The 18,981-nt window shown below is 54.8% G+C and carries 20 protein-coding genes; 8 read left to right on the top strand and 12 right to left on the bottom strand.

Going from position 1 to position 18,981, the window contains the following annotated elements; translation table 11 throughout:
* The first annotated feature begins 25 nt into the window (after positions 1 to 25).
* Both EBC_RS03930 and EBC_RS03925 read left to right on the top strand, forming a co-directional pair.
* Positions 26 to 457: a hypothetical protein gene (locus EBC_RS03930; protein ID WP_041691875.1), complete on the top strand. Its 432-nt coding sequence runs from the start codon at positions 26 to 28 to the stop codon at positions 455 to 457.
* A gap of 66 nt (positions 458 to 523) precedes the next feature.
* Entirely contained in the window at positions 524 to 1,855 is a 1,332-nt protein-coding gene (locus tag EBC_RS03925; protein WP_013200509.1) for a hemolysin family protein, read from the top strand.
* Between the two features lie 45 nt (positions 1,856 to 1,900).
* Here EBC_RS03925 and EBC_RS03920 read toward each other — a convergent pair whose 3' ends face one another.
* Complete coding sequence (locus EBC_RS03920; protein WP_013200508.1) at positions 1,901 to 2,107, bottom strand: DUF1107 domain-containing protein; 207 nt, start codon at positions 2,105 to 2,107, stop codon at positions 1,901 to 1,903.
* A gap of 316 nt (positions 2,108 to 2,423) precedes the next feature.
* Between EBC_RS03920 and EBC_RS03915 the strand changes: the two genes are divergently transcribed.
* The gene (locus tag EBC_RS03915; protein ID WP_013200507.1) at positions 2,424 to 2,981 is read left to right on the top strand and encodes a YtfJ family protein; all 558 of its coding nucleotides are present in this window, start codon (positions 2,424 to 2,426) and stop codon (positions 2,979 to 2,981) included.
* A 529-nt stretch (positions 2,982 to 3,510) separates the two neighbouring features.
* Here EBC_RS03915 and cysQ read toward each other — a convergent pair.
* Positions 3,511 to 4,251, bottom strand: coding sequence for a 3'(2'),5'-bisphosphate nucleotidase CysQ (gene cysQ / locus EBC_RS03910; RefSeq protein WP_013200506.1), 741 nt, complete (start codon positions 4,249 to 4,251; stop codon positions 3,511 to 3,513).
* A 344-nt stretch (positions 4,252 to 4,595) separates the two neighbouring features.
* On the opposite strand from cysQ, the gene EBC_RS03905 reads away from it, so the two are divergent.
* A complete protein-coding gene (locus tag EBC_RS03905) occupies positions 4,596 to 6,536 on the top strand; it encodes a bifunctional 2',3'-cyclic-nucleotide 2'-phosphodiesterase/3'-nucleotidase (protein ID WP_013200505.1) in 1,941 nt (646 codons plus the stop codon).
* A gap of 34 nt (positions 6,537 to 6,570) precedes the next feature.
* Here the strand turns inward: EBC_RS03905 and fklB are convergent, their stop codons facing one another.
* Complete coding sequence (fklB, locus tag EBC_RS03900; protein ID WP_013200504.1) at positions 6,571 to 7,191, bottom strand: FKBP-type peptidyl-prolyl cis-trans isomerase; 621 nt, start codon at positions 7,189 to 7,191, stop codon at positions 6,571 to 6,573.
* A 300-nt stretch (positions 7,192 to 7,491) separates the two neighbouring features.
* Here fklB and EBC_RS03895 point away from each other — a divergent pair, with 300 nt between their 5' ends.
* Complete coding sequence (locus EBC_RS03895; RefSeq protein ID WP_013200503.1) at positions 7,492 to 8,046, top strand: LysM-like peptidoglycan-binding domain-containing protein; 555 nt, start codon at positions 7,492 to 7,494, stop codon at positions 8,044 to 8,046.
* Positions 8,047 to 8,111: 65 nt separating this feature from the next.
* Here EBC_RS03895 and rplI read toward each other — a convergent pair whose 3' ends face one another.
* Genes rplI through rpsF form a run of 4 tightly spaced genes read right to left on the bottom strand, consistent with a single transcriptional unit; the run spans position 8,112 to position 9,557 of the window.
* Positions 8,112 to 8,564, bottom strand: a complete 453-nt coding sequence (rplI, locus tag EBC_RS03890) for a 50S ribosomal protein L9 (protein ID WP_013200502.1) — start codon at positions 8,562 to 8,564, stop codon at positions 8,112 to 8,114.
* A 41-nt stretch (positions 8,565 to 8,605) separates the two neighbouring features.
* A complete protein-coding gene (rpsR, locus tag EBC_RS03885) occupies positions 8,606 to 8,833 on the bottom strand; it encodes a 30S ribosomal protein S18 (protein ID WP_004392491.1) in 228 nt (75 codons plus the stop codon).
* Between the two features lie 4 nt (positions 8,834 to 8,837).
* Positions 8,838 to 9,155 (bottom strand): primosomal replication protein N, encoded by a 318-nt coding sequence (gene priB / locus EBC_RS24970; RefSeq protein WP_071822094.1) that lies wholly within the window; start codon positions 9,153 to 9,155, stop codon positions 8,838 to 8,840.
* Between the two features lie 6 nt (positions 9,156 to 9,161).
* Positions 9,162 to 9,557 (bottom strand): 30S ribosomal protein S6, encoded by a 396-nt coding sequence (gene rpsF, locus EBC_RS03880; protein WP_013200501.1) that lies wholly within the window; start codon positions 9,555 to 9,557, stop codon positions 9,162 to 9,164.
* Positions 9,558 to 9,923: 366 nt separating this feature from the next.
* Here rpsF and EBC_RS03875 point away from each other — a divergent pair, with 366 nt between their 5' ends.
* Positions 9,924 to 10,133: a hypothetical protein gene (locus EBC_RS03875; protein WP_041691874.1), complete on the top strand. Its 210-nt coding sequence runs from the start codon at positions 9,924 to 9,926 to the stop codon at positions 10,131 to 10,133.
* A 35-nt stretch (positions 10,134 to 10,168) separates the two neighbouring features.
* On the opposite strand, the gene yjfP is transcribed toward EBC_RS03875, so the two are convergent.
* Positions 10,169 to 10,918 (bottom strand): esterase, encoded by a 750-nt coding sequence (gene yjfP, locus EBC_RS03870; protein WP_013200500.1) that lies wholly within the window; start codon positions 10,916 to 10,918, stop codon positions 10,169 to 10,171.
* Between the two features lie 166 nt (positions 10,919 to 11,084).
* On the opposite strand from yjfP, the gene EBC_RS03865 reads away from it, so the two are divergent.
* The gene (locus tag EBC_RS03865) at positions 11,085 to 13,019 is read left to right on the top strand and encodes a methyl-accepting chemotaxis protein (protein ID WP_013200499.1); all 1,935 of its coding nucleotides are present in this window, start codon (positions 11,085 to 11,087) and stop codon (positions 13,017 to 13,019) included.
* A 54-nt stretch (positions 13,020 to 13,073) separates the two neighbouring features.
* Positions 13,074 to 13,397 (top strand): biofilm peroxide resistance protein BsmA, encoded by a 324-nt coding sequence (bsmA, locus tag EBC_RS03860; RefSeq protein WP_041691873.1) that lies wholly within the window; start codon positions 13,074 to 13,076, stop codon positions 13,395 to 13,397.
* Here the strand turns inward: bsmA and EBC_RS03855 are convergent.
* The 4 genes from EBC_RS03855 to nsrR all read right to left on the bottom strand — a co-directional run bounded on the left by EBC_RS03855 (position 13,374) and on the right by nsrR (position 18,822).
* Positions 13,374 to 15,002 (bottom strand): isovaleryl-CoA dehydrogenase, encoded by a 1,629-nt coding sequence (locus EBC_RS03855; RefSeq protein WP_013200498.1) that lies wholly within the window; start codon positions 15,000 to 15,002, stop codon positions 13,374 to 13,376. The two genes, bsmA and EBC_RS03855, sit on opposite strands and share 24 nt — an antisense overlap.
* A 101-nt stretch (positions 15,003 to 15,103) precedes the next feature.
* The gene (gene rlmB / locus EBC_RS03850) at positions 15,104 to 15,841 is read right to left on the bottom strand and encodes a 23S rRNA (guanosine(2251)-2'-O)-methyltransferase RlmB (protein WP_013200497.1); all 738 of its coding nucleotides are present in this window, start codon (positions 15,839 to 15,841) and stop codon (positions 15,104 to 15,106) included.
* 55 nt (positions 15,842 to 15,896) lie between these two features.
* Complete coding sequence (gene rnr, locus EBC_RS03845; protein WP_013200496.1) at positions 15,897 to 18,365, bottom strand: ribonuclease R; 2,469 nt, start codon at positions 18,363 to 18,365, stop codon at positions 15,897 to 15,899.
* A gap of 19 nt (positions 18,366 to 18,384) precedes the next feature.
* Positions 18,385 to 18,822, bottom strand: a complete 438-nt coding sequence (nsrR, locus tag EBC_RS03840; RefSeq protein WP_013200495.1) for a nitric oxide-sensing transcriptional repressor NsrR — start codon at positions 18,820 to 18,822, stop codon at positions 18,385 to 18,387.
* Between the last annotated feature and the right edge of the window lie 159 nt (positions 18,823 to 18,981).

Genomic DNA, 18,981 nt, shown 5'->3' with positions numbered 1-18,981 from the left:
ATTCGTGGCACGCTGACTCCTGATTATGATGCCGGCCCTTATTCCAGTTGGGCACAACGCTTTCTTTACGTTCTTTCCAGGCGCGGGATCCTGTAAGCATGGCAACTTTTTGCCGCTTATGGCCCTCTATTTGCCCGTAAAGCCAAATTTATTAACTTATTGTGTGCAAAGTATCGACACGTTACAACACAGGATCGTGATCGAATGTTACTTCGGCACTCTCCTCAACCAGACTCGGATTAATCTCACCCAGCCCATCGCCGCAATTGTAAGCATGCGGCGGCACGGCTATAATCCTTTGCACAAGTCGTCTGACGGCTTATTGACTGACTTCTGCCCCGGCAATCTTGCCGAACAGGCGCAGACATTTTTGGCACGGATAGCCGAGCTCTTATCACGGGACATGATGTCCGCAGATCCTCAAACGCTGCCCAGGCCAAAAATGACAAGTAATTAAACTCAAGGCCGGTTCCGGGCACTTTCACCTGATCGTTACTGAATCGAGCCATTTTATGGATGTTTTATGTTAGACAGTTTGCTTGTCATCGTACTGCTGATTGCGATCAGCTCATTTTTCTCATTGTCAGAAATCTCGTTGGCTGCAGCCCGTAAAATCAAGCTGAAGCTGCTGGCGGATACCGGCAATATCAACGCGCAGCGCGTGTTGAAGATGCAGGAAACACCCGGGATGTTTTTCACCGTGGTGCAAATCGGCCTGAACGCCGTGGCTATTTTAGGCGGTATTGTGGGCGACGCCGCCTTCTCTCCGGCATTTCGTTCTCTTTTTCTACGCTTCACCTCCCCGGAACTGGCCGAGCAGCTGAGTTTTATCTGTTCATTCACCGTGGTGACCAGCCTGTTTATCCTGTTTGCTGACCTGTTCCCAAAACGTCTGGGGATGATCGCGCCAGAGCAAGTCGCGCTGAAGATCATCAACCCGATGCGTTTTTGTCTGTTTATCTTCCGTCCGCTGGTGTGGTTCTTTAACGGCGGCGCTAACATCATTTTCCGCCTGTTTAAAATCCCGCTGGTGCGTAAAGACGACATCACTTCCGATGATATCTACGCCATTGTGGAAGCGGGTGCGCTGGCTGGCGTGCTGCGTAAGCAGGAGCATGAGCTGATTGAAAACGTGTTTGAGCTGGAGTCCCGCACCGTGCCTTCTTCGATGACTTCCCGTGAGAACATCGTTTGGTTCAATTTGCACGAAGACGAAGACAGCCTGAAGGAAAAAATCGCTAATCATCCGCACTCCAAGTTCCTGGTGTGTAATGAAGATATTGACCATATCGTCGGCTATGTCGATTCGAAGGAGCTGCTGTTAAGGGTGCTGGGCCATCAGAGTATGGCGTTGAACAGCGGCGTGCAGATCCGTTCCGCGCTGATCGTGCCGGATACCTTAACGCTGTCAGAAGCGCTGGAAAGTTTCAAAACCGCCGGCGAAGACTTCGCGGTGATCATGAATGAGTACGCACTGGTGGTCGGCATTATCACGCTGAACGACGTGATGACCACTCTGATGGGCGATTTGGTCGGTCAGGGCATGGAAGAGCAGATTGTGGCCCGTGACGAGAATTCGTGGCTGGTTGAAGGCGGCACGCCGATTGATGACGTGATGCGCGTGCTGCATATTGATGAGTTCCCGCAGTCCGGTAACTACGAGACCATTGGCGGCTTTATGATGTTTATGCTGCGCAAGATCCCGAAACGCACCGACTTTGTGAAGTTCCACGGTTATAAGTTCGAAGTGGTGGATATCGACAGCTACCGTATCGATCAGCTGTTGGTGACGCGGATTGATGCCCGTCCAACCACGGCGGCGTCGGTGTTAACGCCGGTGCCGGAAGAGTCGTAGCGGGAAGCAGGAAACAGAAAGGCGCGAGAATTCGCGCCTTATTTTTTAGTTAAATTCGGTTTGTAATCGCAATACCTGGCGGTTCACTTCTGACATCACGCTGTAATGCTGTTTATCTTTAACGCGTGGGATCAAGATTTTGCCTTTATCGAACTCAAATGCGCCTACGTCTTTGATGTATATCCTGCCGCGAAACAGTGTTTTTACGTATTTGGCCACCTGCAGCGGATTATATCGCTGAAAGATCTTCATGCTGGTAATACTCCTGAAAAAGATATGTGCGCTGCGTCGTGTCCAATTTCGGTACGAATCCTTGCAGCGCAAAGTGGATTCACTATAGACCAACATCGCCTTCCTGAAGTCCGAAAACCGACTTTTTTTCCTGTTTTTACACATCATGACAGTACAGACTGCCTGCTGGTTATGTCGAAACAGTATAAACCTTCAATTGAAAGGGATTTGTGCTGTGTGTTGCAAAGATGTTATTCCGATGCGACAGCAGCATCTTCTGCGCTTATTATTGCAGGAACATGACTAACTGGTCGGATCACATCAAAAGGTCGAGTCCATGAATACCGTTCGCTTATTTTTTGTTCTTATCGCGCTGTGTTTCTCCTCATTTGCCGGCGCACATGGTTTTGCAGAAGGGCAACGCGTGCCTGCCGTGGGCATCACGGATAAAGGTGAGCTGGTGTTGAAGCAGGATGATTTCAGTTATCAGAACTGGAACAGTGCGAAACTGCCGGGCAAGGTGCGGGTGATCCAGCATATTGCCGGGCGCTCTTCTTCCAAGGAGAAGAATGCGGCGTTGATTGAAGCCATTAAGTCGGCGAAGTTTCCGCATGATCGTTATCAGACCACCACCATCGTCAACACCGACGATGCGATCCCCGGCACCGGGATGTTCGTTCGCAGCAGCATCGAGAACAACAAGAAGCAGTTTCCGTGGTCGCAGTTCATCGTCGACAGCAACGGCGTGGCCAAAAAGGCCTGGCAGTTGGATGATGCCGGATCGGCGATTGTGGTGTTGGATAAAGACGGCAAGGTACGCTTCGCCAAAGACGGTGCGCTGACGCAGGATGAAGTGAAGAACGTGGTGGCACTGGTACATAAGTTACTGGAGTGAGGCGCGGTATCCAGGTTGGAGTTGGGTCAAAGGCTGCTCGGGTGGTACGGCGTCGTTGGGTGGGTTTGGTGGTCACACAGGTCAAAGGCCGCTCTGGTGGTAAGGCGTCAGCATAGAGCGCGTTATCCGGGACGCCGTGAATCCATCCCTGGAGGCTTGGCTGCGGCATCCCTGCCGCAGACACTCGGCTAACGCGCTCTATGCTGCCACCCAATAGCATTGGTGTCGTTGAGTGGCTTGGTGGACGCACACGTCAAAAGCAGGTTGTTGGGTGGGTTTTGAAGTCTGTTGCCCGATAAGAACAGGCAACGCTGAAGCTTTGGGGAAGGGAGAGAAGGTTGATAGCGAGTCTTCGGCGACAGGGATGTCGCCGCTGAGCCCCCAGGGATGGGTTTACGGCGTCTTTGCGTTCAACCTTCTCTCCCTGAGCTTGCCACAAGTTTCCACAGACGACTTGCTATCTCCCTGCGACAAACTCAGCTGAACCTACCGCCAGAACATCCAGACGACATGCCTATCCAAACACGAATCAGAACAGCGAAACGCGGAAGCCTGGGTTGAGGAAGGATTCACGCGGCGTGTAGTCGAGTGTTTTGCCCTTCCAGTCATGCACGTAAGCACCGGCAGCGATGGCGACCGCGTGACCTGCGCCGGTGTCCCAGATATTGGTTGGTCCGAAGCGTGGATAAAGCTGCGCTTTGCCTTCTGCCACCAGGCAGAACTTCAGCGAGGAGCCGATGGCCGTGGTCTGGTGCTCACCCAGCTGGCTTAAATAGTCTTCCAGCTCGGTGTCTGAATGGGAGCGGCTGACGACCACCAGAGGCGGATGCGCTTCACGCACCTGAATCTGCTCGTGATGACCGCCCTCGTCTTTCCATGCCTTACCGTCAGCTGCGGAATACATTACCTGCAGCACCGGCGCGTACACCACACCCAGCACCGGCTTGCCGTTTTCGATTAACGCGATGTTGACGGTAAACTCGCCGTTGCGCTTAATGAATTCCTTGGTGCCGTCCAGCGGATCCACCAGCCAGTAACGCTGCCAGTGCTGACGCTCCTCCCAACCCGCCGGATCTTCTTCCGACAGTATCGGGATTTCCGGGGAGAGGTCGGTCAGCCCCTGAACAATCACGTTATGAGCTGCAATATCCGCCGCCGTCACCGGCGAATCATCGGACTTGTGAGCCACATCCATCGGTGCCTGTCCGTCATACACCTTCATGATTGCATCGCCTGCTTCCCTGGCCAGCTGGCAAATTTTGTCTAACATTTTCCACCTCTTGATTAGCATCTTGATGCCGGACTCTGCCGGCAGGTGTTACGTATCAGGCCGCCTTTTTTACAGCTAAAAACCTCTACTGATCATAGCAGCTGAATTTTAGCCGCCTGTCGCGCTGCGGGCCAGGCCCGCTGATTTCGACAGATTAGGTAAAAAGTTGACCTTAGTTATCAACAGCATAATTCATTTTCTCTCCCGGAACCCCCTGTTTATCTCGCCAGGGTCATAAGAGGTAAATATTTGTGGCAGATCACAGTTATGTGAGACACAACGTAACAGTTTCATAAAAATTTGAGATGTTAGGGAGTGATGGCATCGAAATTTACGGAGAAATGATGATTAAGCCTGTTTATACCCTCGCAGCATTGCTGGTTGCGACCTCACTGCATGCGGCCACGGTGGATTTTCGCCTGCTGGAAACCACCGATCTGCACAGCAATATGATGGACTTTGACTATTACAAAGACACGCCCACGGAGAAATTTGGCCTGGTGCGAACCGCTACGCTGATTGACGCCGCGCGCAAAGAAGCAACCAACAGCGTGCTGGTCGACAACGGCGATATTATTCAGGGAAGTCCGCTTGGCGATTATATGGCGGCCAAAGGTCTGCAGCAGGGTGAAGTGCATCCGGTGTATAAAGCGATGAATACCCTCGATTATACCGTCGGCAACCTTGGAAACCACGAATTCAACTATGGCCTGGACTACCTGCATAAAGCGATTAGCGGCGCGCGGTTCCCGTATATCAACGCCAACATCATTGATGTCAAAACCGGCAAGCCGCTGTTCACCCCTTATTTGATTAAGGAGGTCGAGGTCACGGACCGTGACGGGAAAAAACATACGCTGAAGGTCGGCTATATCGGCTTTGTGCCGCCGCAAATTATGGTCTGGGACAAAACCAACCTGACCGGTAAAGTCACGGTGAATGACATTACCGAAACCGCCCGCAAATGGGTGCCGGCAATGCGCAAAGCCGGTGCCGATCTGGTCGTCGCGATTCCGCACTCCGGACTGTCTGGCGATCCGTATAAGGCGATGGCCGAAAACTCCGTCTACTACCTCAGCCAGGTGCCGGGGATTGATGCAATCCTGTTTGGTCATGCGCATGCGGTGTTCCCGAGCGCCGACTTTGCCAGCATTAAAGGCGCTGACATCAAACAGGGCACGCTGAACGGCATTCCGGCCGTCATGCCCGGCATGTGGGGCGATCACCTCGGTGTGGTCGATCTGGTGCTGGATAATCAGCAGGGGCACTGGCAGGTTAGCAGCGCGAAGGCCGAAGCGCGCCCGATTTACGACAAGACAGCGAAAAAATCGCTGGCGGCGGAAGATCAGGCCTTGCTGAAGGTGATGAAGCACAATCACGATGCTACCCGCGAGTTTGTCAGCAAGCCTATCGGCAAGTCGGCGGATGTGATGTACAGCTATCTGTCACTGGTGCAGGACGATCCGACCGTGCAGATTGTGAATAACGCCCAGCGCGACTACGTGCAGCGCTATATTCAGGGCGATCCGGATCTGGCTAACCTGCCGGTACTGACGGCAGCCGCGCCGTTTAAAGCCGGTGGCCGCAAGAACGATCCCGCCAGTTATGTGGAAGTGGAAAAAGGACAGCTGACCTTCCGTAATGCCGCCGATCTGTATCTTTATCCTAATACGCTGGTCGTGATGAAAGTCAGTGGCAAAGAGGTTAAAGAGTGGCTGGAGTGCTCCGCCGGCCAGTTCAATCAGATTGATATCCACAGCAGCAAACCGCAGTCGCTGATTAACTGGGATTTCCGCACCTATAACTTTGATGTGATTGACGGCGTTAATTACCGCATTGATGTCACCCAACCGGCGAAATACGACGCCGAATGTCAGCCGCTCAATGCCAATGCCTCACGTATCAAAGATCTGACCTACAACGGCAAAGCCATCGAACCGCAGGCGACGTTCCTGGTGGCCACCAATAACTACCGCGCGTATGGCGGCAAGTTCGCCGGAACCGGTGAAAGCCATATTGCCTTCGCCTCGCCGGATGAGAACCGCTCGGTAGTGGCGGCGTATATCAGCGCGCAGACCAAAGCGCAGGGAGAAGTGAAACCGCAGGCGGATAATAACTGGAAGCTGGCGCACATTGAGAGTGCCACGCCGCTGGATATTCGCTTTGGAACCTCACCAGGTGAGAAAGCCGCTCAGTTTATTCGCGAGCACGCGCAGTATCCGTTACAGCAGAAAGGGACTGATGAGGTGGGGTTTGCCGTTTATCAGCTAGATTTGCAGAAGTAATGATGAGTGGGCCAGGCGTCCCTGGCCCGAAATCTTACAGGATTTCTAACAACTCAACTTCAAACACCAGGGTGCTGAATGGCGGGATAGAGGCACCCGCACCACGCTCACCGTAAGCCAGCTCATGAGGGATAACCAGCTCCCATTTGGAACCCACTGGCATCAGCGTCAGCGCTTCAATCCAGCCTGGGATAACGCCGCTAACCGGGAACTCAGCCGGCTCGCCACGCTGTACAGAGCTGTCGAACACGCTGCCATCGATCAGTTTACCGGTGTAATGCACGCGTACGCGATCCTGACGGGATGGGATAGCACCCTCGCCCTGCGCAATCACGCTGAACTGTAAACCAGACTCGGTGCTGCTCACGCCTTCACGCTTGATATTGTCTTGCAGGAATTTCTGACCTTCTACTGCCATTTCCTGCTGGCGCTCACGACGCACGGCATCAGCACGCTCATGAACTTCACGCAGCGCACGGTGAACAACGTCAACAGGTACAGCAGGGGCGTTCCCTTCCAGCGCATCGCGCAGGCCTGCCAGCAATGCTTCTGGCTGCAGACCCTGCAGTCCAGATTCCAGCAGCTGCTGGCCAACCTGTAAACCGATACCGTAACTTGCTTGCGCTTCTACGCTGTCAAAAGAAGGGGTAGTCATGGAATTTCCTTTCATCATTGATAAAAACAGAAGACGAAGCATAACAGCGCAGGCAACGGGCGTAAAATGGCATCTTCTTCAGGTGACTTTTGCTGGCTAAAAGGAAACAATACGCGGATCCCATGGGCGGAATAAACTCCGCACGCACAATGCGTTATCAGCTATATTTTAGTCGAGGTCAAAATGGGCCATCTTGCCCGCAGGCGAAGGAAAAGCCAGTCGCTTTCTCTAAACGGGTGGTTTCACCGGATAGCAAAAAGCTCACTATTTGCGCGTGGTTCGCGCCAGGAGGATGACGCAATGCCCAAAGCGTCTTCAGCATCACGAGTACCCCACGTCTTCCGCCAGATCTGGCACCTGCCTGATTCCGTCCGCTGGATGGACCCGCTGCCGCCGGGCCATCGTCGGGGGATCATTCTCGCTATCATTGTGATATTACTGGCGTTCCTCTGGCCAGCGCCCTCGCCTGTGCAGCCGCAAAGGCCCATCACGGCTGACTCGTCGTCCGGAACAGAGGTGCCGATGCAGGCGGAGATTAACGACCAGCAGCCGGAAACGCCTCAGGCGCCGGCGAAAACCAGCAATGATTCTCAGGGCACCTGGCACAGCTATCAAATCGCATCCGGCCAGACGCTGGCGCAACTGTTCCGCGACAATAATTTAGCCGTGAATGATGTGTTCGCGATGGCGCGGGTGGAAGGCGACGATAAGCCGCTGAGTAATCTGAAAACCGGTCAGGCAGTGCGTGTGCGTCAGAATGCGCAGGGCGTGGTGAATGGATTAACGGTAGATACGGATAACGGGCAGATTTTGTTTACCCGCCAGCCAGACGGATCCTTTATTCGCGCGCAATAAAGCCCGATCGACAAAAACAAAAACGCCGGCACGTGGCCGGCGTTTTTATGCGGTAACGTTAGCGATTAAGCTGCTGAAACCACGTTTACAATCAGTTTTGCCAGCACATCGCTGTGAACCTGGAACTCAACTTCATGCTCACCGGTAGTACGCAGAACGCCGTTCGCCAGGCGAACTTCGCTCTTGTTCACTTCAACGCCAGCTGCAGTAACTGCATCAGCGATGTCGCGAGCACCGATGGAACCGAACAGTTTACCTTCGTCGCCTGCTTTAGACGCGATGGTAACGTTGCCCAGTGCGTTGATTTTCTCAGCACGTGCATTAGATGCAGCCAGAACGTCAGCTTGTTTAGCTTCCAGTTCTGCACGACGTGTTTCGAAGAACTCAACGTTTTTCTTGGTAGCAGGAACAGCTTTGCCCTGTGGTACCAGGAAGTTACGAGCGTAGCCCGCTTTAACGTTAACCTGGTCACCCAGGTTACCGAGGTTTGCTACTTTATCAAGCAGAATAACTTGCATTACCTTATCCTCTTAAAGTCGTTAATAGACAGCGGCCGATATTACTGATGACGATCAGTGTATGGCAGCAGGGACAAGTAGCGAGCGCGCTTGATGCAGCGGGCCAGCTGACGCTGGTATTTTGCACGAGTACCGGTAATACGGCTCGGGACAATTTTACCACTTTCGGTAACGTAGTTTTTCAGCGTAGCGATATCTTTGTAATCAATCTCTACAACGCCTTCCGCGGTGAAACGGCAGAACTTGCGACGACGGAAATAACGTGCCATTAGGCTAGTCTCCAGAATCTATCAATTCAATCTGCTCGGCATGCAACACCGTCTTATTCAGTCCATTACGCCCTTGATGGCTGCTAATGAAACCTGAAACGGTGAGAGGCGTGCCGACCGTTATACTTTGAGTAATGTGCTGATGCGCTTTGCCGCTAATAATGACCGGCATACGACACCAAGCTTGCCGGGTAAAACCGGCTTCCACCTGCTCGGAACGGTGCTCAAGCACGAACTGGCAATGTGGAATACCTGACGGGCTCACTTTACGCGTCGGTGTCTTGCACACGGTGCCAGACAACGTCAGCCGATTAGCCGTCACGGTAAATTACTCTTCAGAATCCCCAGCATCTGCATCATCAGAGGTTTCGTTAGCAAAATCTTCGCGACGATCACGACGCTCATCTTTCGCTTTAACCATCGGAGATGCTTCAGTTACCGCGTGCTTAACGCGCATAACCATGCTGCGGATAACGGCGTCGTTGAAGCGGAAGTTAGTTTCCAGCTCATCGATCACTTCCTGCGGAGCTTCTACGTTCAGCAGAACGTAATGTGCTTTGTGCAGTTTGTTGATCGGGTAAGCCAGCTGACGACGGCCCCAGTCTTCCAGACGGTGAATCGTGCCTTCTGCACCAGTGATAGCACCAGTGTAACGCTCGATCATGCCAGGAACCTGTTCGCTCTGGTCAGGGTGTACCATAAATACGATTTCGTAATGACGCATCGAATTTGCTCCTTACGGATTATTCAGCCTCCTGTCAGGGTCAGCCGCGGCCCATGGAAGCAAGGAACGTGTATGTTTGAGCGGCTGAAAAAATTGACGCGTAATCATACTGGCGGGGCCGGAAAAACTCAAGGTAATGTCGGGGCGGGGAGTAAATAATTTGTCAATTTCGCGGCCAGGCACAGGGGCATTCTGTGCTAACTGAATGAGATCATCAGCTTAGCCTAAAAGTTGTTCAAAAAAGTTGATCTAAAACAGCAAGAATTACTAATACCTTTTAGGTCGCGGTGGGCTAAACTATACAGGTTGCTTATGACACGACCCTGACGTCCGCGTCAGACGGTATTACCAGATTGTGGAGTTATTATGAAAACCATCGCAATCGCCTCCTTACTAGGTCTCTTCCTTTCCACATCCGCCTTTGCCATTTCGACCGGCACCGAGCAGCAGGTGAAAAGCTACACCAGCAATGCGGCGAACAGTTATGTCTATATTAACCGGATACCTTCTCCGTTAGACAAAACATCGCATAAAGCCCCAACTACCGCAGCAGAGCGACTGTCCAAACAGTTGTAGCGGTGAAGGGTCCCGGGCTTCCCCGGGAACTTGCCTTATAAATGATGCTTAAAAAACGCCGCTATCGCTGTCAGTGCTGGCGGAGTGATGCGATGCCCGATGCCGCTTTCGACGATATACGTCAGATTCGCATCGAGCTTCGCTTCGCGCATCGCTTTTTCTAACCTGACGCTCTCTGCGGCAGGCACCACCTCATCCGCTTCGCCATGCCAGACCAGCAACGGTCGGTTAGCCAGTTTTTCCAGCTGCCCGCTGACGTCATACTCCGCTAACGGCGCCAGTCGGTCTGCCAGTTCCTTTTTCTGCTCGGCGGTTTTGGCCACCAGCGGCGGGAACAGCGTGTGCGACAACGACATAAAGTAGCCCGATCCCATCATACAGGCCACGCAGGCAATCTGGTCGTAACGGGCCATCGATCCCAGCGCGGTCATGCCGCCCATTGAGGCGCCGGCCACCGCAAACCGGCCCTCTTCAATCAGATGCTGCTCGCGTAATGCCGCCTCAATCCGTGGCACCTCATCAATATTGCTTTTCAGGATCTCCCAAAAACGGGTCAGCCGGAATTCCGTGTCGCCGTTATACCGCGCGCCGTGCATATCAGCATCCGGCATCACCACCCGGAAACCGGCCTGAGCCAACTCGACGGCAAAATAGGCGTACACCTCTTTTGAAGAGGTGAAGCCATGCCAGAACAAAATGGTCGGTAAGGGCGTGTGGCGTTTACCGGCTGGCGTGGCGTGCAAACAGTCGATGCCGGCAAAAGATTCGGTAGCAATCTCAATCATTAAGCCTCCATGGAAAACAGGGTGGACTGACAGGGCGCCAGCGGATTGCGATGGAATTTGAGTTTATTATCAAAACCGTTAGCCTGCTCACAAAATTAAAAACTAAATGTTTCAGGTCTGTTGCCGTTAACCGATGCAAGCCCCTTAAACCTTCAACAGGCCTCCCATGAAAAAACTCTCATTCAGGCGCTGGAGCCTTGGCGTCAAGCTCTCGGTGATCACCTCATTCAGTGTCGCCATATTGTTCCTGATCCTGACGCTGGCGCTGACCCACAATGCGGCAAAACAGCTGCAGGCGTTGACCCAGGAAAATATGGATAACCAGGTCAGCGGCATTGGCGATATGGCGTCGATGTTTGACAGTACGCTTAGCGAAGAAGTCGCCAATTACACCGCGCTTTTCCAGAGCTTCTTACCGAAGCGTTTTTCCGTGGACGACAGCCAGCAAATCACCATTGGCGCGGAACAGACCCCCACGTTACGCGCCGGGCTGAAAACCCTTAACCTCGATCAGGTGCTGGTTGATGACTTCCAGCAGCGTACCGGCGCCATCTCCACCATTTTTGTGCGCATGGGCGACGACTTTATGCGTATTTCCACGTCTCTGCGCAAGCAGGACGGCGAACGGGCGATTGGCACCCGCCTGGATCACACCAGCCCGGCCTGGAAACTGATGCAGAAAGGAGAAATTTATCAGGGCGTGAGCATGCTGTTCGGCAAGCGCTATATCACCCAGTATCAGCCGGTCAAAGACAGCGAAGGCAAGGTTATTGCCATCCTGTTTGTCGGCGTGGACATCACCAAGCAGTATGCCGAAATTCGCCAGAAGGTGCTCGCCAAGAAACTGGGCGAAACCGGCCATTTTGTGGTGCTGGACAATGCGGCCGGTAAAAATCACGGCTACTTCGTGTTCCACCCAACGGAGGAAGGCAAGCAGCCACGTTGGTCAGACGCGGTTCAGCAGCAGCTGTTGAGGCAGGACAAGGGCATGCTGGAAGCGGAAGGCGAAGATGGCAGCCGCCAGATCATGACCTGGCGCCATCTGCCGGAGTGGAACTGGGTGATCCTCGGCGAAGTGAACAAGGCCAGCCTGCTGGCGCCGATTGACCAGACCCGCGATCTGTTCCTGCTGATCGGTGCTGCGCTGGTGCTGCTGTTTGCCCTCGGCTTCGTCATCACTACCCGCCACTGGCTAAGCAAGCCGCTGCAGGAAGTGATCGAACTGGCGCGTCATTACTCGGCAGGCAACCTGCAGGCGACGCTGACCACCCAACGTCACGATGAAATCGGGCAGCTGATCCTGGCCATCAATGGCATTGGCGATGGTTTGGAACGGATTGTTTCGCAGGTCCGCGCAGCCGCAGAAGAGATCAGCAGTGGGACGGATGCCATCGCGCTGAGTAGTGAGAACATCAGCGAGCAGATCTCCCGCCAGGCCAGCAGCGTGGAAGAAACCTCTGCCAGCATGGAGCAGTTAAGTGCGACCGTGGCGCAGAACGCCGCTAACGTCTCTGAGGCGCTGACTCTGGTCGATGAAGCCTCTGCGGTGGTGCAAAACGGCGGCGAGACCGTGTCGCGCTCCGTAGTCACCATGACGGATATTAAAAGCGCGTCGCAGAGCATTGCCGACATCACCCATGTGATTGAATCGATTGCCTTCCAGACCAACATCCTGGCGCTGAACGCGGCGGTGGAAGCGGCACGGGCGGGTGAACATGGCAAAGGCTTCGCGGTGGTGGCGGCCGAAGTGCGCGCGCTGGCACAACGCAGTGCGCATGCGGCGAAAGAGATCGACGGACTGATTGAAAACTCGTTAAGCAAAGTGGTTCAGGGGCACGATCTTTCCGAGCAGACGCGCAAAGCGATGGAGGATATCGTGGGTCGCATTGGTCAGGTGAAGGTGCTGATGAGTGAGATTAATATCGCCTCGAAAGAGCAGTCCGCCGGAATTGGTCAGGTCAACATTGCCATGAACCAGATCGGTCAGGCGACGCACCAGAACACCGAGCTGGTGTCGACCTCTGAACAGACTGCCCACGAACTGAGCCGCAAAGGGCACCATCTGACCCAGCTGGTCAGTGTATTTACGCTGAAAGGCTAATAATCACGGTGGGATAGCTTACACTATGAGCTATCCCACTGCTGAGATCGCACTATGAGCCGGTTACTGACAGTCCTCTTGGTTTTGCTGACCGTTGGCTGTAGCCAGTTACAGACCACACCAGAACCTCCCCCTCCGCCGACTTCACACGCGCAGGAAGTCACGCGCGCGCAAAGCCTTAACCTGCGAAAAATCGGCACCGTCAGCGTCAATGAGCGCGGTTCTCCGGATGATGCACAACGCGCGATTGCCGCGAAGGCCAATGCAGCGGGGGCAACCTATTACTATATCCAGCTGGTCAGTGAGACGGTGATGCCTGGGCTCTGGTACTCCAGTGCAATCCTGTATGGCCCTTCAGCCGCCGCTGGCGCGCAATAACAGCCGTTCCGCCACCGTTTCGGGCAGACGGGAAAACCCTCTGCGATCCAGCATCTGGCGGCACCAGGCATCCGCCAGCGCAGGTTCCAGGTGAGTCATCACCTGAACACCGCAGGCCAGCGCGAATAAGCCTTCAGTCAGGTTACGTGCCTGCGCTTCCTGCGGTTTGCCGGCAGCAAGCTTAATCTGACGCCATAAGCTGTCGAAGTGGCGGTTCTGTCCTTTCACCGCGTCGAATTCTGCTGACAGCATCTCCCGGACGCCAGGCTGCTTGCTCAGCACCCTGAGCACATCCAGGCACATCACGTTTCCCGATCCTTCCCAGATGCTGTTCACCGGCATTTCACGGTAGATGCGCGGCAGCTCGCTCTCTTCGCAATACCCAATACCCCCGAGCACTTCCATCGACTCGGCCACAAAGCCGATGCCGCGTTTGCAGACGACATATTTGGCGGCGGGCGTAAAAAGTCGGCTGAAAAGTGTCTCCGAGGCCGTGGCTTGATGGGACCAGGCGCGCGCCAGCCGCATCAGCATCGCCGTTTGCCCTTCCAGCACCAGCGCCTGGGAAGCTAACAGCTGCCGCATCAGCGGTTGATCAACGAGGTTTTTCCCCAACACCTGACGATGATGCGCGTGATACAGCGCGACCGAGAAGGCGCGGCGCATCATGGCGTGGCTGCCTAGCGCGCAGTCGAAGCGGGTATAGCCACCCATTTTCAGGATCTGCCTGACGCCCTCGCCTTCTTCACCAATCAGCCAGCCGCTGGCAGCCAAAAATTCCACTTCACTGCTGGCATTGGAGCGATTGCCGAGCTTTTCTTTCAGCCGTTCGATATGCACCGCATTTTTCTCGCCACCCGGTAGCAGTCGCGGCAGGAAAAAGCAGGATAGCCCGCCTTTTGCCTGAGCCAGAACCAGATGCGCGTCGCTTTGCGGCACCGAGAAAAACCATTTATGGCCGGTGAGCTGATAGCATTCTCCACTCCCGCGTGAGGCAACGGGCTCAGCGCGCGTGGTATTGCTGAGCACATCGGTCCCGCCCTGTTTTTCGGTCATCCCCATGCCGATCAGCAGCCCTCTTTTCAGGGGCGCCTCTTTGATGTGCGCATCATAACGATCGGACAGTAAGGGCGGTAGCCAGTCGGCAAATGCCGCAGGCAGATGTTTCTGTAATAACGGAATGGCACCGAAGGTCATGGTGACCGGACAGAGGCTGCCCGATTCGACCTGGGCGTGCAGCATAAAACGCGCCGCACGGGCAACAAAAGCCGTCTCCGGGGCGTTATCCAGCCAGGGAAGGTTATGCACGCGATTGGCCGTCAACCCCTGCATCAGCAGATGCCAGGCCGGGTGGAAGCGCACATCATCCAGCCGTTCGCCGCAGGGATCGTAACGCAGCAGTTCGGGCGGAGAGCTGTTGGCCAGCCGGCCCAGTTCCAGTGATTCGGCACTGCCCAACTGCTGCCCGACCGACGCCAGAAGATCGCCATCCCAACCCGCGCCTTCACGAAGCACGGCATCACGCAGAGGGGAGTCAGAAAGAAACAGGTTGCTGTTCGCCAGAGGGAGAGGTTGATTAAAAACGGTATGCGTTTTCCAGTTCATCGCGGCATCCTTATCATTAGCACTCATTCAGTATGAGAGACAGACAGGAACTGGGGGGATAAAGAAGGGAAATTCGGGGCGCAGGTCACGCCCCGGAGAGATTACTTACTGCTGCGCTGACGCACCGCTTCGAACAGGCAAACGCCGGTTGCCACAGAAACGTTCAGCGACGACACGCTGCCAGACATCGGAATGCTGATCAGCTCATCGCAGTGCTCGCGGGTCAGGCGACGCATGCCCTCACCTTCTGCACCCATCACCAGCGCCATCGGGCCGGTCATTTTGCTCTGGTACAGATTGTGATCGGCTTCACCGGCGGTACCGACAATCCACACGTTAGCATCCTGCAGAACGCGCATGGTGCGGGCCAGGTTCGTCACGGTGATCAGCGGTACATGCTCTGCCGCACCGCTTGCCACTTTTTTGGCAGTGGCATTCAGCTGCGCTGAACGATCGCGCGGAACAATCACCGCGTGAACGCCCGCCGCATCGGCGCTGCGCAGGCAGGCACCGAGGTTATGCGGATCGGTAATGCCATCAAGGATCAGCAGGAACGGCGAGTCCAGGCTTTCCAGCAGATCGGGCAGGTCGCTTTCCTGATACTGACGGCCAGGCTTCACCCGCGCCACGATCCCCTGATGCACGCCGCCTTCAACCTGGCTGTCCAGCCACTGGCGATTAGCGATCTGCACCACAATACCCTGGGCTTCCAGCTCTTTAACCAGCGGCTGCAGGCGCTTGTCATCACGCCCTTTGAGGATAAACACTTCCTGAAAGCGCTGAGGACTGCTGTCGAGCAGCGCCTTTACGGCGTGAATACCAAATACAATTTCACTCATTAATCTGTTACTCAATTAATCTTGTTAGGCCATGACTGCGATGCCGGATAATCGCTTATGCCGGATTGTCAGTCTTTTTCTTCGCCGCACGACGTGACCGGGTTCCGGACGCGATTTTACGCGTTTTGTCTGACGGTTTTCTCGGCTTTTTGTCTTTTTTGGCACCCGCATCGGCTGTAGCCGCGGTTTCCTGGCTCTTCGGCGCACGGAAAGAAGCGTCCGGCTCAAAGGTGCCTTTTTTGCCCTGGTCGCGACGGCGCTTACCGCTATTCTGCGACGCAGGTTTCTTGGCGCGATCGCGCTCGGTTTTGCCTTCGCCACGCGGTTTACGGCTGCTGGAGATCATCGCGAAATCAATTTTCCGCTCATCCATGTGTACCGCTTCAACCCGCACTTCGACGGTATCGCCAAGGCGATAGGCTTTGCCGCCGGATTCGCCAATCAGACGCTGACCCACCGCATCGAAACGGTAGTAATCGTTGTCGAGGGTGGAGACATGCACCAGGCCATCGATAAACAGATCGGTCAGGCGGACAAAGAAGCCGAAGCCGGTGACGCTGGAGATCACACCGGTAAAGGTTTCGCCCACCTGATCCTGCATAAAGTCGCATTTCAGCCAGTCAGCAACATCACGCGTGGCTTCATCGGCACGACGCTCGGTCATTGAGCAGTGCTGGCCCAGTTGCAGCATCTGCGGCATTTCGTAGTGGTAGCCGCCGGTTGGCGTGGTGATACTGCCTTCCGCCAGCGTACCGTTCTCTTTCGCCAGCAGGTACTTAATCGCACGGTGCAGCAGCAGATCCGGGTAACGACGGATAGGTGACGTGAAGTGCGCATACGACGCCAGAGCCAGACCAAAGTGGCCACGGTTTTCCGGGTCGTAAACCGCCTGCTTCATCGAGCGCAGCAGCATGGTTTGCAGCATTTCTGCATCCGGACGGCTGGATAGTTGCTTAAGCAGCTCGGCGTAATCCAGTGGATGCGGTTTGTTGCCGCCGCCAAGCGTCAGGCCCAGCTCGTTCAGCACCGAGCGGAAGCTCTTGATGTTCTCTTCACCAGGACGGTCATGGTCACGGAACAGGGCTGGCTCGTTGTTTTTCTCAACGTAGCGGGCAGACGCGATGTTCGCGAGGATCATGCACTCTTCAATCAGCTTGTGCGCATCGTTGCGGGAAACCTGCTCAACGCGTTCAATGCGGCGATCGGCATTGAAGACAAACTTGGCTTCGTCAGTTTCGAAGGAGATACCGCCACGCTGTTCGCGCGACTTTTCCAACACCAGATACATGCGGTGCAGCTCTTCCAGGTCTTTGACCAGCGGCTGGTATTGTTCACGCAGCTCCTGGTTGCCCTGCAGAATGCTCCACACTTTGTTATAGGTCAGACGCGCCCACGAGTTCATTACCGCTTCGTAGTGCTTATAGCCCGTCAGCTTACCGGTTGAGGAGATGGTCATCTCACAGACCATACACAGGCGGTCTACCTGCGGGTTCAGAGAACACAGGCCGTTAGAGAGCACTTCCGGCAGCATCGGTACAACCTGCGAAGGGAAGTAGACCGATGTCCCGCGGTTAACCGCTTCGTCATCCAGCGGCGTGCCAGGGCGAACGTAATAGCTCACATCGGCAATCGCCACCCACAGACGCCAGCCGCCGCCACGTTTTCTTTCACAGAAAACGGCGTCATCGAAGTCACGCGCATCTTCACCATCAATAGTGACCAGCGGCAGATCGCGCAGATCCACACGCCCGGCTTTGGCTTCTTCCGGCACTTCTTCTTTCAGCTTTGAAATCTGCTGTTCCAGCTCCGGTGACCAGGAGTGAGGAATGTCATGGGTACGCAGCGCCATTTCCACGGCCATGCCGGTGCCCATGTTATCGCCCAGCACTTCGACCACTTTACCCACGGCTTTGCTGCGGCGGGTTGGACGCTGAACCAGCTCCACGACCACCACGAAGCCCATACGGGCACCCATCAGATCTTCTGGTGGGATCAGGATATCGAAGCTCAGACGGCTGTCATCAGGCACCACAAAGCCGACGCCGGCTTCGGTGAAGTAGCGTCCGACGATCTGGTTGTTACGTGGCTCAAGCACCCGCACAACACGGGCTTCACGGCGACCTTTACGGTCGGCGCCCATCGCCTGCGCCAGGATGATGTCACCGTGCATGCACATTTTCATCTGATCGGCAGACAGGTACAGGTCGTCTTTACTGCCTTCAATACGCAGGAAGCCGAAGCCATCGCGGTGGCCGATCACCTTTCCGCGCAGCAGGTCCAGGCGTTCTGGCAGGGCATAGCACTGGCGACGGGTGAAGACCAGCTGGCCATCACGTTCCATCGCCCGCAGACGGCGGCGCAGCGCTTCGGTCTGCTCTTCGTCTGAAATTGACAGTTCGGCCGCCAGCTCTTCACGGCTGGCCGGTTTTTCGCGTTTATCCAGATGGGCTAAAATAAACTCGCGACTTGGAATGGGATTGTCATATTTTTCTGCTTCCCGTTCCTTAAATGGATCTTTTGACATAGCGGTTCCTCCGTTGTCATCAACTGCTGAGTGAAGGTTGTTCAACCAGCAATAATTTGTAGAGCGGATGGTTGTCTTCCAGCAGATCTGCCAGGGTATAGCCATCCAAAACGGCCAGAAAACTCTGGACCGCATCATAGAGCGCCTTCTTAAGGCGACAGGCCGGACTAATGAGACAGGGTTGGCAATTCACCAACTGTAGCGGCTCCATTTCCCGAACGACCTGGCCAATCACAATCTCTGACGCTGGCTTGCCTAAACGGATCCCGCCGTTCTTTCCGCGCACCGCGGCGACGTAACCTGCCCGACTAAGTTGATTGATGATTTTGACCATATGATTACGCGAGACACCGTAAGCCTCTGTTACTTCGGTAATGCTGGCCATCTGGCCTGCCGGTAAGGCGGCCAGGTAGATCAGCGCACGTAAACCATAATCGGTGAAACTTGTTAGCTGCACAGTAACCTCGAAAGCTCGACCGACTGCCAGAAGCGCTGCCGTAATCCGCTCATAAATGAGTGTGTTATCAATGATGATAAACCAGCCTGCGTATTCGAGGCCATTTTATTTAAGCAAGCGTTGATAAAGAGAAAACAAGGTGGGAAGCGCAGGCGGATA

The organism is Erwinia billingiae Eb661 (genome assembly GCF_000196615.1).
In the GTDB taxonomy this organism is placed as follows: Bacteria; Pseudomonadota; Gammaproteobacteria; order Enterobacterales; family Enterobacteriaceae; genus Erwinia; species Erwinia billingiae.
The sequence above is the reverse complement of the archived record's forward strand: the minus strand, read 5'-3'. Positions and strand labels throughout refer to the sequence as shown.